The 12,085-nt window shown below is 65.5% G+C and carries 11 protein-coding genes; 2 read left to right on the top strand and 9 right to left on the bottom strand.

Features of this window, described 5'->3' with window-relative positions:
- The first annotated feature begins 19 nt into the window (after positions 1 to 19).
- On the top strand, positions 20 to 841 hold the full coding sequence (locus J4G43_RS15995; RefSeq protein ID WP_208085494.1) for an enoyl-CoA hydratase: 822 nt from the start codon (positions 20 to 22) through the stop codon (positions 839 to 841).
- A 15-nt stretch (positions 842 to 856) separates the two neighbouring features.
- On the opposite strand, the gene J4G43_RS15990 is transcribed toward J4G43_RS15995, so the two are convergent.
- From J4G43_RS15990 to J4G43_RS15950, 9 genes are all read right to left on the bottom strand, one after another.
- Complete coding sequence (locus J4G43_RS15990; RefSeq protein ID WP_208085492.1) at positions 857 to 1,279, bottom strand: ASCH domain-containing protein; 423 nt, start codon at positions 1,277 to 1,279, stop codon at positions 857 to 859.
- A gap of 38 nt (positions 1,280 to 1,317) precedes the next feature.
- On the bottom strand, positions 1,318 to 2,397 hold the full coding sequence (locus J4G43_RS15985) for an isocitrate/isopropylmalate dehydrogenase family protein (RefSeq protein WP_208085491.1): 1,080 nt from the start codon (positions 2,395 to 2,397) through the stop codon (positions 1,318 to 1,320).
- A gap of 135 nt (positions 2,398 to 2,532) precedes the next feature.
- Positions 2,533 to 3,600: an alcohol dehydrogenase gene (locus tag J4G43_RS15980; protein ID WP_208085489.1), complete on the bottom strand. Its 1,068-nt coding sequence runs from the start codon at positions 3,598 to 3,600 to the stop codon at positions 2,533 to 2,535.
- An 81-nt stretch (positions 3,601 to 3,681) separates the two neighbouring features.
- Positions 3,682 to 4,653, bottom strand: a complete 972-nt coding sequence (locus tag J4G43_RS15975; RefSeq protein WP_208085487.1) for an ABC transporter ATP-binding protein — start codon at positions 4,651 to 4,653, stop codon at positions 3,682 to 3,684.
- Positions 4,650 to 5,642: an ABC transporter ATP-binding protein gene (locus J4G43_RS15970; RefSeq protein WP_208085481.1), complete on the bottom strand. Its 993-nt coding sequence runs from the start codon at positions 5,640 to 5,642 to the stop codon at positions 4,650 to 4,652. Before J4G43_RS15970 ends, J4G43_RS15975 begins: the two co-directional genes overlap by 4 nt.
- Positions 5,639 to 6,343 carry an ABC transporter permease gene (locus tag J4G43_RS15965; protein WP_225004925.1) on the bottom strand — a complete coding sequence of 235 codons (705 nt, stop codon included), beginning with the start codon at positions 6,341 to 6,343 and terminating at the stop codon, positions 5,639 to 5,641. The genes J4G43_RS15970 and J4G43_RS15965 overlap by 4 nt, the downstream gene beginning before the upstream one ends.
- Before the next feature lie 151 nt (positions 6,344 to 6,494).
- Entirely contained in the window at positions 6,495 to 7,445 is a 951-nt protein-coding gene (locus J4G43_RS15960; protein ID WP_071915956.1) for an ABC transporter permease, read from the bottom strand.
- A gap of 7 nt (positions 7,446 to 7,452) precedes the next feature.
- Positions 7,453 to 8,997 carry an ABC transporter substrate-binding protein gene (locus J4G43_RS15955; RefSeq protein ID WP_208085479.1) on the bottom strand — a complete coding sequence of 515 codons (1,545 nt, stop codon included), beginning with the start codon at positions 8,995 to 8,997 and terminating at the stop codon, positions 7,453 to 7,455.
- 131 nt (positions 8,998 to 9,128) lie between these two features.
- Positions 9,129 to 10,325: a CaiB/BaiF CoA transferase family protein gene (locus J4G43_RS15950; protein WP_208085477.1), complete on the bottom strand. Its 1,197-nt coding sequence runs from the start codon at positions 10,323 to 10,325 to the stop codon at positions 9,129 to 9,131.
- A gap of 194 nt (positions 10,326 to 10,519) precedes the next feature.
- Here J4G43_RS15950 and glgA point away from each other — a divergent pair, with 194 nt between their 5' ends.
- A complete protein-coding gene (glgA, locus tag J4G43_RS15945; RefSeq protein ID WP_208085475.1) occupies positions 10,520 to 11,935 on the top strand; it encodes a glycogen synthase GlgA in 1,416 nt (471 codons plus the stop codon).
- The last annotated feature ends 150 nt before the right edge of the window (positions 11,936 to 12,085 follow it).

Below are 12,085 nucleotides of genomic sequence, written 5' to 3'. Positions count from 1 at the left end.
CTACGACAGCGAGCGCGCAATGCCTGACATTTCCAGCACGACCGAAACACCCCATGCCGACGGCAAGATCCTCAAGCAGGTCATCGACGGCGTCGGCGTGATCACCTTCAACAATCCCGACAAGCGCAACGCGATGTCGCTGGAGATGTGGGAGGGATTTGGCGAGGCGCTGACGAGCCTGCGCGATGACGAGACGGTGCGCGTCGTGATCCTGCGCGGCGCCGGCGGCAAGGCATTCGTCTCCGGTGCCGACATCAGCCAGTTCGAGAAGACCCGCCACAACGCGGCGGCGTCCGAGGAATATGCCAAGCGCAGCGCCGCCCAGCGCGCGCTGCTCGCCGACTATCCCAAGCCGACCATCGCCTGCATCGAGGGCTTTTGCCTCGGCGGCGGCATGCAGGTCGCGATGCTCGCCGACATCCGCCTCGCCGCACATGGCAGCCAGTTCGGCATTCCCGCGGCAAAGCTCGGCATCGCCTACGGCTATGACGGCTTGAAGCATCTGGTGTCGCTGGTCGGCCCGTCCTGGGCACGGCTTCTGATGTACACGGGCATGCGGATCGATTCCGCCGAGGCGCTGCGCATTGGCCTCGTCGAGCGCTTGTTCCCGATCGACGAGTTGTGGGGTGAGACGATGACGATCGCGCAGACCATCTCCGAGAACGCCCCACTCGCGATCAAGGCCGCCAAGATCACCATCGCGCAGGTGTTGAAAGACGAGAGCCAGCGCGACCTGGAGGCGATCAAGGCGATCGGTCACGCCTGCATGGACAGCGCGGATTTTCGCGAGGGCCGGCAGGCCTTCATGGAAAAGCGCAAGCCGCAGTTTACGGGCAAGTAACCTCGGCGTCCGGGCTCAGCAAGGCGCAGGCGTCAGCTTCTGATCACCAAACACCTCGATCAGGCGAAAGCGCTCGCACATCAGCATCATGTCCTCGCTGAATCGTCCGAGCCGACCGAAATAGGTCCGATGGGCGCTGCGCCAATAGGCGAGGCTTCGATCGCCTTCGCCCTCATCGTGCGCAAAGGCGGCATCGACTTCATTGAAGCGCCGATAGGTGATCTCGACGGATTCGATGACGCAGCGCGGTTCTCCGCGCCCGTTGAGTACGACCCAGCGCTCACCCGGCGTCGACGTGTTCGGTTCGTCCTCCGTGCTGCAAGTCGCGGTCTTGACGCCCTTGACGACGAGTTCGACCAATTCATCCGCGAGCGCGGGATTGTCGCCAAAGGCGAAGGTTCGAAGGTGCTGATAGTGCTCGGGAACCGGGTTGCTCATTGACTTCCGGCTCCTCCGATATCGGCCGCCTGCGGTAACTACAGCGCAGCGAGCACCGCTTTCGTAATGTCAGCCGTGCCATTGCTGCCGCCGAACTCCATCGGCTTGATGCCGCCGGCGTAGATATGATCCACTGCACGTTCGATCTGCTCGCCGGCTTCCGCCGCGCTCTCGACGCCGTGCTTGTCGGCGAGCCAGTCCAGCATCATCGCCGCCGACAGGATCATGCCGGTGGGATTGGCCTTGCCCTGCCCCATGATATCGGGCGCGGTGCCGTGGCAGGGTTGGAACACGGCATATTTGTCGCCGATGTCGGCGGACGGCGCCATGCCGAGGCCACCGATCAGGCTCGCGGTGATGTCGGAGACGATGTCGCCGAACATGTTCTCCATCACCATCACGTCGAAATCCCAGGGGCGTTTCACCAGCATCGCCGAGCAGGCATCGACATAGAGCCGGTCGGTCTTCACGTTCGGATGCTTCTTCTCGATCTCGTCGAAGATACCGCGGAAGAACGCAAAAGCCTTGAACACGTTCGCCTTGTCGACGCAGGCAAGCATACCCGGCTTGCCGCGCGCCTTGCGCCGCTCGGCGAGCCGAAACGAGAACTCGAACAGGCGCTCGGAGGTCTTGCGCGTGATCACCATGGTCTCGCGCGCGTCCTCATGTGTGACGACGCCCTTGCCCATCGAGGCGAACAGGCCTTCGGTGGATTCGCGGATCACGACGAGATCGATGCCGCGCTGGTCGGCGCCGACGATCGGGCTCGGCACGCCCGGAATGAGCCGCGCCGGGCGCACGCCGGCATAGAGATCGAAGATGAACCGCAGCTCGATCTGCGGCGCGATCTCGGTATTATCGGGGTAGCGCACCGACGGCAGGCCGCAGGCGCCGAGCAGGATCGCGTCGGCCTCCTCGCAGAGCTTGATGGTGGAATCGGGCATCGACTTGCCGGTCGCGAGATAATTGTTGGCGCCGGCGGGCGCCTCGGTGAAGCGGAAGCTCAGGCCGGACTTCGCCTCGATCTTGCGCAGGACTTCGATGGCCGGTGCCATGACTTCGGGACCGATGCCGTCACCGGCGAGCACGGCAATGTGAAAGGCGTTGTTTGCGGACATTTGAGAGACCTTAGGAAGGAGCGAGCCAAGGACGTCATTGCGAGGAGCGAAGCGACGAAGCAATCCAGACTGTGTCCGCAGAGGGATTCCTGGATTGCTCCGTTTCGCTCGCAATGACGAAGGAGAGAGTGTCTATTACGGCGTCAGCACCGTACGACCGACCACCGCGCCCTGCTGCAATTGCACCAGCGCGTCATTGGCCTTGTTGAGCGGCGCCTTCGTCACCGGGATCGGCGGCACGTTCTTCGCGCGCACGAGGTCAAGCAGTTCCTGCGTCTCGCGCAAATTGCCGACATAGCTGCCCTGGATCGTCACCGCCTTGATCGGGATCAGCGGCAGCGCCCAAGTCGCGCCGCCGCCGAACAGGCCGACGATGACGAGCTTGCCGCCCTTGGTCAGGCAATCGAAGCCGAGTTGCGTGGTCGCGGCGTTACCGACCAGATCGATCACGGCGCGGATCGGCCCGCCCGCCTTTTTGGCAAGCTGCTCCAGCGCGTCCGGCGCCTTGGGATCGACGGTCGCGAGCGCGCCGGCCTTTTCGGCGGCCTCGCGCTTCCTGGCGTCGATGTCGACCATGATCGCGCCCTTGCCGCCCATTGCCTTCAGCAGCGACAGCGCCATCAGGCCGAGGCCGCCGGCGCCGAACATCACGATCGGCGTGTCAAAATGCTGCTCGACCTTCTTCAGCGCGCTGTAGGTGGTGACGCCCGAGCAGGCGTAGGGCGCCGCCGAGGCGGGATCGAGGCCCTTCAAGTTAAGCAGGTAACGCGGATGCGGCACCAGCATGTGGTCGGAGTAGCCGCCGTCGCAATAGACGCCGAGCGAGCGCGGCGTCAGGCACATGTTCTCGTCACCGGCCAGGCACGTGGCGCACTTGCCGCAGCCGATCCAGGGATAGACGAGGCCGACATCGCCGAGCCTGAGATCGCCCTGGTCGGTCGGCTTCACGTCGGGGCCGAAGGCTGCGATTTCGCCGACCGTCTCATGGCCCATGGTCAGCGGCAGATTGATGCCGCGATCCTTCAGCGACAGCGGCTTGCGGCCGTGGCCGAGATCGTAGCCGCCTTCCCATATGTGGAGGTCGCTGTGGCAGACGCCGGCGGCCTTCACCTTGATCAGCACCTGCGTGCCCGACGGCTGCGGCGTGGCCTCGTCGAACTCCTGCAGCGGCGCCTTGAAATCGGCAACCTTGAAACTCTTCATCGGCGTCCTCCCGGCATACTTCTTGTCGTCGCCACCATGCCATGCCCGGCGGGACGAAACAAATCCGGGAGCGGTCTTAGTTCAGGCCAGCGGATGGTGGCAAGCCGCGAACTGGCCGGGTGCGACCTCGCGCAACTCCGGTATCTCCGCGCTGCATCGCTGGTCGGCCCGCGGGCAGCGGGTGCGGAAGCGGCAGCCGGACGGCGGCGCAATCGGCGATGGCGGCTCGCCGGTCGCCACACTCTCGACGGGACGCACGTCCGGATCGGGCACCGGGATCGCCTGCAACAGCAGGTCCGTGTAGGGATGCGCGGGCCTTGCGAACAATTGCTCCGACGGCCCGACCTCGCAGAGCCGGCCGAGATACATCACCGCGACGCGGTCGCTGACCGCTTTCACCGCCGCGAGATCATGCGCGATGAACAGCAGCGTCAGGCCGAAGCGCGCCTTCATCTCCTCGAGCAGGTTGAGGATCTGCGCGCGGATGGAGACGTCGAGCGCCGAGACCGGCTCGTCGCAGACGATGAATTCGGGGTTGAGCACCAGCGATCGTGCGATGCAGATGCGCTGGCACTGGCCGCCGGAGAATTCGTGCGGCAGACGGCCCGCCACGATATCAGGGTCGAGCCCGACCGCGGACAACACCTCGTGAACGCGCCGCTTGCGCTCGGCGGCATCCTTGACGCCGGCGATGATCAGCGGCTCGGCAACGATGTCGCCGATGCGCCGGCGCGGATTGAGCGAGGCGATCGGGTCCTGGAAGATCAGCTGCACGCGGCGGCGCATCTTGCGCAGCGCCTCGCCTTCCATGGCGGTGAGATCCTCGCCGTCGAACAGCACGCGGCCGGATTTGGCGCGGCGCAATTGCAGCACCGCGCGCCCCAGCGTCGACTTGCCGCAGCCGGATTCGCCGACCAACCCCAGCGTCTCACCGCGCGCGACCTGGAGGCTGACGCCGGAGACCGCGTGCACCGTCTTGTTGCCGAGACCATATTCGACGACGAGATTGTCGACGTTCAGGAGCGGCTCAGCGGGCATGGCAAACTGCATCATGCGCCAATCCCCTCCGTCATCTGGATGGGATGGAAGCAGGCATAGAGATGCCCCGGCATCTCCGCGCCCTTCAATCCGGGCTTGGCCTCGTGACAGCGCCCCGCGGCATAGCGGCAGCGTGGCGCAAACGAGCAGCCCTTCAGCGGCCGGGTCGGATCGGGCGGACGGCCGGAGATGGCGGGCAGCGGCGTATGCGGCGCGGTGTCCAGCTTCGGGATCGCCGCCAGCAGCGCCTCGGTGTAGGGCATGTGCATGCGCTTGAACAACGCCTGCGTCGGCGCGCGCTCGACCACCCTGCCCGCATACATCACCGCGACCTCGTCGGCGCGGCCGGCGACGACGCCGAGATCGTGGGTGATGATGATCATCGCCATGTGGCGGCGGCGCTGCTCGCGCGCCAGCAGATCGAGGATCTGCGCCTGGATGGTCACGTCGAGCGCCGTGGTCGGCTCGTCCGCAATCAGGAGCTTCGGCTCGCAGGACAGCGCGATCGCAATCGCGATGCGCTGGCGCATGCCGCCGGAACATTGATGTGGATATTGCGCGAGCCGCTGCTCCGGCGCCGGAATTCCGACGGCGGCGAGCAGCTCGATGCTGCGCTTCCGCGCCGCCGGCGCATCGAGCTCGAGATGCTCCTGGATCGTCTCCATCAGCTGGGTGCCGATGGTCAGCACCGGGTTGAGCGAGGTCATCGGGTCCTGGAACACGACCGCGAGGTCGCGCCCACGCAGGCGCCGCAGACGCTCGGAGTCGAGCCGCACCAGGTCCTGGCCATCGAACATCACGCGCCCGGTCAGCTTCGCCTTCTTCGGCAGCAGCTGAAGCACCGCGCGCGACAGCATGGTCTTGCCGCAGCCGGATTCGCCGACGATGCCGAGCGTGCGGCCCGCCTCCAGCGACAGGTCGACACGATCCACGGCGCGCAAATTGCCGCGCGGGGTCGGCAGTTCGACCGCCACGTCCTCGATGGTCAGAAGCGGCGCGCTCACAGCGCCCCCTGACGCGGGTCGGTCAGCGCCCGCAACGTGTCGCCGACCAGGTTGAAGGCCAGCACGGTCAAGAACAGCGCTGTTGCCGGCAGGAAGGCCAGCCGCGGCGCGACGTCGAGGCTGTCGCGCCCTTCGCCGATCATGCTGCCCCAGCTCGCCATCGGCGGCGGCACGCCGAGCCCGAGGAAGGACAGTGCGCCCTCGACCACGATGGTGACGGCGACGCCGAGCAGGAAGAAGGCCAGCAGCGGCAGGATCACGTTCGGCAGCAGCTCGCGCAACAGGATGCGCGCATGGCTGGCGCCAAGCGCCTCGGCCGCGATCACGAACTCGCGCCGCGCCAGCGTCAGCGTGGCCGCGCGCGCCACGCGCATGAAGGCGGGAATGCCGAGCACGCCGAGGATCAGGGTGAGATTGGGAATCGACTGGCCGAGATAGGCGGTCACCGCGAGCGCGAAGATCAGCGGCGGAAAGGCCAGCAGCACGTCCATGCTGCCGACCACCAGCGTTTCGAACCGGCCGCGGAAATAGCCGGCGAGGAGACCAAGCGCGCCGCCGAGCGCAAGCCCGATCATCGGCGCGATCAGCCCGACCGTCAGCGACACCCGCGCGCCAAAGATCAGGCGGGCGAATTCGTCGCGGCCGAGCCCGTCGGTGCCGAGCCAGTGTTCCCCGGAGAACGCCGCACGGCGCTCCAGCATGTCCATATCCGTCGGATTCTGCAGCGGCAGCACCGGCGCGAGGATCGCGAGCGTCAGGACAATCGCGAGCTAGGCGCTCGCCAACCAGAACAACAGGCCGAGCCTGCGGCCGCGGCGGACGGGCGCCGACGCCCCGTCCTGGATGGAGAGCTCAAGCGTGGCCATGGCGGATCCTGGGATCGAGCACGGCGTAGAGCATGTCGACGATGAAATTGACGAGGACGAAGCCGCAGGCGACCAGCAGTACCACGCCCTGAAGGATGACGAGGTCGCGGGTGTAGATCGCGCCGACCAGCAGGCGGCCGATGCCCGGCAGCGCGAAGATCGATTCCACGATCAGCGTGCCGCCCAGCAGGCGCCCGATATTGATGCCTGTCACCGTCACCAACGTCAGCGACGATGGCTTCAGCGCATGCACGAACAGGATGCGCGCCGGCTTGAGGCCTTTGGCCTTGGCGAGCGCGATATAGTCCTCCTGCAGGGTCGCGATCATGTCGGAGCGCAGCACCCGCATGATGCCAGGCCATTCCGCCAGCGCCAGCGTCAGCGCCGGCAGCACGAAGAAGCGCAGGTTCGACAGCGGCTCCTCGGTGAACGGCACATAGCCGGTCGCCGGCAGCCAGCGCAACTCGACCGCGAACAGATAGATCAACAAAATCGCCATCAGGAAGGACGGCATCGACAGCATGGCGAAGGCGCTGCCGGTCATGAAGCGGTCGAAGGCGCCACCGGCGCGCGCAGCGCAGGCGATCGCGAGCGGCACGCCGATCAGGAGCCCGATGAATTCGGCCATCAGCATCAGCTCGAGCGAGACCGGAATGCGCTCGGCTACCGCCTGCAACACCGTCTGCCCGGTGCGGAAGGAGCGGCCGAGATCGCCCTGCAGGACATGACCGAGCCAGCTCAGATAACGCCACCACAGCGGCTGGTCGAGCCCCATGTCACGGCGCAACGCCGCGACATTCTCCGGCGTCGCCTGATCGCCGAGGATGACATAGGCAAGGTCGCCCGGCAGCAACGCGGCGATCAGGAAGGTGAGCAGCGAGACGGCGAGCAGCACCGGCAGGATGGCAAGGAGCCGCCGCACGACGAAGTTCAGCATCGCGCGGTCATTCCAGCCAGGTGGTCGAGACGTCGATCACGCCGTTGTAGATTTTCGGAACGCCCTTCAGCTTGGCGCTCGACAGCGCGTAATAGGTGTTCTGGAAGGTCCAGAACCAGACTGCCTCCTTGTTGATCAGGCGGCTGATCGCGCAATAGTCCTCGATACGCGCGGCGGGATCGGCGGTGACGCGGGAGTGGTCGAGCAGCCGGTCGAGCTCCGGATCGGCGAAGTTGGCCAGCGCCAGCGGGCTGCCGCTGCGGAAGTTCGCATACATCTGCGGGTCGGGATCGGCGAGGTCGACGATGCGCCAGGGTATGAGCTGGAACTGACGCATGAACGCGCGTGGCGGAATGGTGGCCTGGTCGACCTGCTCGATCTCCATGTTGGCGCCGGCGCGCTTCCAGAATTGCTGGAGCACCTGGCCGATCATGCGGCCGCGGGGCGTCGCAGTCACCATCGTCTTGAACTCGACCGGCTTGCCATAGTCCTTGATCAGTGCCTTGGCCTTCTCGACATCGAACGGCAGCGCGCCGTCGTCCTTGCACTTGACCCAGGAGCCGTCGCCGTAGGGATTGGTCGCGGGCCGGCTCAGGCCGTTGCTGATCGCCTGCGACATCTTTGGACGGTCGATCGCCATCACCAGCGCCTGCCGCACGCGGACGTCGTCGAACGGCGCCACCTTGGTGTTGAAGGCATAGACCTGCGCGCCCGAGCCCTTGTAGGTGTGCACGGTGAGCTTGGAGTCCTTCTGCGCCTTCATGATGTTGTCAGCGTCGTTCTCGTCGTCCCAGATGATGTCGGCCTCGCCCGATTGCAGCGAGGCGAAACGCGACTGCGCGTCGGGCAGCGGCTTCAGGATGATGCGGTCGAGATAGGGACGGCCCTTGTCCCAGTAGCCCGGGTTCTTCTCCAGAACCATGCGATCGCCGGCCGTCCATGATTTCAGGATGTAGGGACCGGTGCCGACGGGATTGCGATTGTAGTCGTCGCCCTTGGTCTTCCACGCCGTCGGCGAATGCACAACGTTGTTCTGGCTCTGGATGGTGTTCGTCGCCGGCAAATTCACGGAAGGATCGGTGAGATTGTAGACGACAGTATATTCATCGGGCGCCAGCACCTCCTTGACGTTGGTGATGTAGAAGGCGCAGCGGCACTTGTTGGCGGGGTCCTTCTGCCGATCGAAGTTCTCCTTGAAGGCTTGCGCATTGAACGGCGTGCCGTCGTGGAATTTCACGCCCTGGCGCAGCTTGAAGGTCCAGCTCTTGTAATCGTCCGAATGGGTCCAGGAGACTGCCAGCTTTGGCGCGGCCTCGCCCTTGTCGTCGAGCGTGGTCAGCGTATCGAAGATCGCGGCCGCGGCGGTGAAGGTCGAGGTGTCGTAGACCCCGACCTTGAGCGGATCGAAGCCCGTAATCTCCAGCTCCTGACCGACGGTGATGCTGCCGCCCGCCTTCTGCGCCTGTGCCGGCTCAGCCGGCGGAAGGAGAGCAAATGCCGCAACAAGGAAAATCGGCGCGCGCTTGCGCGCCGCGGCAGCAAGGTTCGTCATGGTTCCTCCCGGGATCCCTCGTCCGATGTTTCGGATCGTTGAATGACTCGGAAGCGAGCTTGGCGATAAATGCTCGCCACGGCAAGAGGAACACGCGAGAGATCAAACGCTGTAGTGGTGCTGCGATGCGCTCAGTTTGTCGCAGCCGTTTTGCCTGACGGAATTGGCGCATCGCCGGCGAGGCCGATCTCCTCGCGCAATGCGTCCGTGTGCTCGCCGAGCACGGCCATCGTTTTGGCGGGCGTGGTGTCGGCGCCCGACATCCGGAACGGCAGATTGAGCACCTGGAACGAGCCACCCTCGTCCTCCACGGACGAGAGCGCCTGCCGGTGCGCGAGTTGCGGATCGGCCAGCGCCTCGGACACGGTGCGATAGGCCGAGGCCGGCACACCGGCCGCGCCAAGCGCGACAAGACATGCGTCGGTCGTGAGCGGCCGCGACCAGGCTTCGACCCCGTCCATCATGTCAGCCCAGTTCTCGCGCCGCGCGGCGTAGGTGGAGAAGCGCGGATCGGAAATCCATTCGGGGCGGCCGATCACACCCATCAGGCACTGGAACGTCTTCTCGCTCGCGACCGTGATCATGACATAGCCGCTCGCCGTCTCGGTCGGGCCGAACATCGGGCGCGGCGGCGGCTTCACCGCGAATTGCGAGCTCTGCAGCTCGATCACCGTCAGGCTCAGCATCGTCTCCAGCATCGAAACGTCGATGTGCTGGCCCTGCCCGGTCACGGTGCGCTGATAGAGCGCCGACGCAATCGCGCCGAAACCGTAGGTGCCGGTGACGACGTCGGCATGGTAGATGCCGCAATAATCGGGACGGCTGCGGCCGGGCTGGTAGGCGAGATGCGCCATGTCGTAGCCGGAGGCCGCATGGATCACCGGCGCATAGGCCGGCAGCTCGGCCGAGGGGCCGGTCTGGCCGTAGCCCGAGATCGAGCAATAGATCAGCTTGGGATTGACCGGGCGCAGGCGGTCGTAGTCAAGCCGCAGCCGGTGCATCACGCCGGGGCGAAAGTTCTCGACCAGGATATCGGCGGTCGCGGCGAGCCGGCGCACCGCCTCCTTGCCCTCCTCGGACTTGAGATCGAGCACAACGCTTTTCTTGCCGACGTTGAGCTGGCCGAATACGGTGCTGCACCCCTTGCGCAGCGGCGGCCGGGTGCGCATCGTCTCGCCGCCGTCGGTCTCGATCTTGATGACCTCGGCGCCCATGTCGGCAAGCATCCGCGCACAATGGGGACCGGCGATGGTGGTCGAAAAATCCAGGACCCTGAGGCCGGCGAAGGCCTTGGTCGTCGTCCCCTCATGCTTATCTGCTAACTGCATGCCTGCTTACGCCCCCTCGGCCTCTTAGGAACTATCGAAGTTCTCTCTTGTTGATGCGCCGACCCTAGAGGGCGGCGGGTGAGTAGGAAAGTCTTTACCGAACGGACGCGTCTCACGGGCGGGCTTGGGAATTCCAGGACAACTGGACCCGTTCTTGCATAGCAATAAACGGGATCGGAAGAGGGCAGCTGTTCTTGAGGGTCTTGTTCGTCACAACCGAGATGGACGATTTCGTCCGCGTTGGCGGACTCGGCGCCGTTTCCGCTGCACTTCCCAGGGCGCTTCGCCCTCTCGCCGATATCCGGGTCATGTTGCCCGGCTATCGCGACATCATCGAACAACTCACGCATATTCAGATCGTTGGCCGCTGCCCAGCGTTTGCGGAGATGCCGGCCTGCTCGCTCGGGCGAGCTGCGACCAAGGACGGGCTGCCGGTCTATGTGCTGTTGTGCTCACAACTCTACGACCGGCCTGGCAATCCCTATGGCGACGAGTCCGGACACGACTGGCCGGACAACGACATCCGCTTTGCGCGCTTTGCCTCGGCAGCCGCTGAGCTGGCCATGGGCAAGCTGGACAAGAATTGGGCAGCAGACCTGATCCATGCCAATGACTGGCAGGCCTCGCTCGTGCCGGCCTACCTCGCCTGGCGCGGCGCCAAGCTGCCGTCGATCCTGACCATCCACAACCTCGCCTACCAGGGACTCTTCCCGAAGGACTCGCTGCGGCGGATCGGCGTCCCCGAGAGCTCCTTCCATATCGACGGCGTCGAGTTCTACGACCAGCTCTCCTTCCTCAAGGCCGGGCTGGTCTATGCCTCGCACCTCACCACCGTCAGCGGCACCTATGCACGCGAGATCACGACGGAGGAATTCGGCTGCGGCCTCGAGGGCCTGCTTCGTGTCCGCTCCGACGCGGCCGAGCTCACCGGCATCCTCAACGGCATCGACGAGAGCTGGGACCCTCGCTCCTGCTCCCAGCTGGCCCAGCAGTTCGGCGCCGGCGACTGGGTCGGCAAGAAGGCCAATGCGGATTACGTGCGCAAGCAGTTCGGGCTCGCGGTGTCGCGCGGCCCGATGTTTGCGATCGTCGCACGCCTCGTGCACCAGAAGGGCATCGACCTCGTGCTGTCGGCCGCCGACGAGATCATCGATGCCGGCGGGCAGATCGTGGTCACCGGCTCCGGCGAGCCCGCGCTCGAGCAGGCGCTGATCGACGCCCATCGCCGCCGCCCCGACGCGATCGGGGTCACGATCGGCTTCAACGACGCCCAGGCGCGGCGCATCTTCGCGGGCAGCGATTTCACATTGATGCCGTCGCGCTTCGAGCCGTGCGGGCTCAGCCAGATGTACGCCCAGCGCTTCGGCTCGCTGCCGATCGGTCACCAGACCGGCGGCCTGGCCGAGACCATCACCGACGGCGAGACCGGCTTTCTGTTCTCAAAACCCTCGCACGAATCCTTCCTCGGCGGGGTCCGCCGCGCCTTCTCAGCTTTCGTGGCGCATGACCAGCTCGACTCCATGCGTCGCAGCGCGATGGGACGTTCGTTCTCCTGGAGCATCTCGGCCGGCAGCTACAGCGCGCTGTATAGGAGGCTGGCGTCGGTGTGAGGTCGAGGCGCCACTCCGGACTCCGTCATTGCGAGGAGCAAAGCGACGAAGCAATCCAGGCTGTCTCCGCGTCGATAGTCTGGATTGCTTCGCTGTGCTCGCAATGACGATGTGGAGAGAGTGCGCGCCACTCTATCGCCCGTCACTCCA

Source organism: Bradyrhizobium barranii subsp. barranii (assembly GCF_017565645.3).
Taxonomy (GTDB): domain Bacteria; phylum Pseudomonadota; class Alphaproteobacteria; order Rhizobiales; family Xanthobacteraceae; genus Bradyrhizobium; species Bradyrhizobium barranii.
This window is presented reverse-complemented; position numbering and strand designations above follow the sequence as displayed.

Coding starts and splice junctions, on each gene's coding strand:
- J4G43_RS15995 (WP_208085494.1), top strand. CDS start 20: ATGCCTGACATTTCCAGCACGACCGAAACACCCCATGCCGACGGCAAG.
- J4G43_RS15990 (WP_208085492.1), bottom strand. CDS start 1,279: ATGAGCAACCCGGTTCCCGAGCACTATCAGCACCTTCGAACCTTCGCC.
- J4G43_RS15985 (WP_208085491.1), bottom strand. CDS start 2,397: ATGTCCGCAAACAACGCCTTTCACATTGCCGTGCTCGCCGGTGACGGC.
- J4G43_RS15980 (WP_208085489.1), bottom strand. CDS start 3,600: ATGAAGAGTTTCAAGGTTGCCGATTTCAAGGCGCCGCTGCAGGAGTTC.
- J4G43_RS15975 (WP_208085487.1), bottom strand. CDS start 4,653: ATGATGCAGTTTGCCATGCCCGCTGAGCCGCTCCTGAACGTCGACAAT.
- J4G43_RS15965 (WP_225004925.1), bottom strand. CDS start 6,343: ATGCTGGAGCGCCGTGCGGCGTTCTCCGGGGAACACTGGCTCGGCACC.
- J4G43_RS15960 (WP_071915956.1), bottom strand. CDS start 7,445: ATGCTGAACTTCGTCGTGCGGCGGCTCCTTGCCATCCTGCCGGTGCTG.
- J4G43_RS15955 (WP_208085479.1), bottom strand. CDS start 8,997: ATGACGAACCTTGCTGCCGCGGCGCGCAAGCGCGCGCCGATTTTCCTT.
- J4G43_RS15950 (WP_208085477.1), bottom strand. CDS start 10,325: ATGCAGTTAGCAGATAAGCATGAGGGGACGACGACCAAGGCCTTCGCC.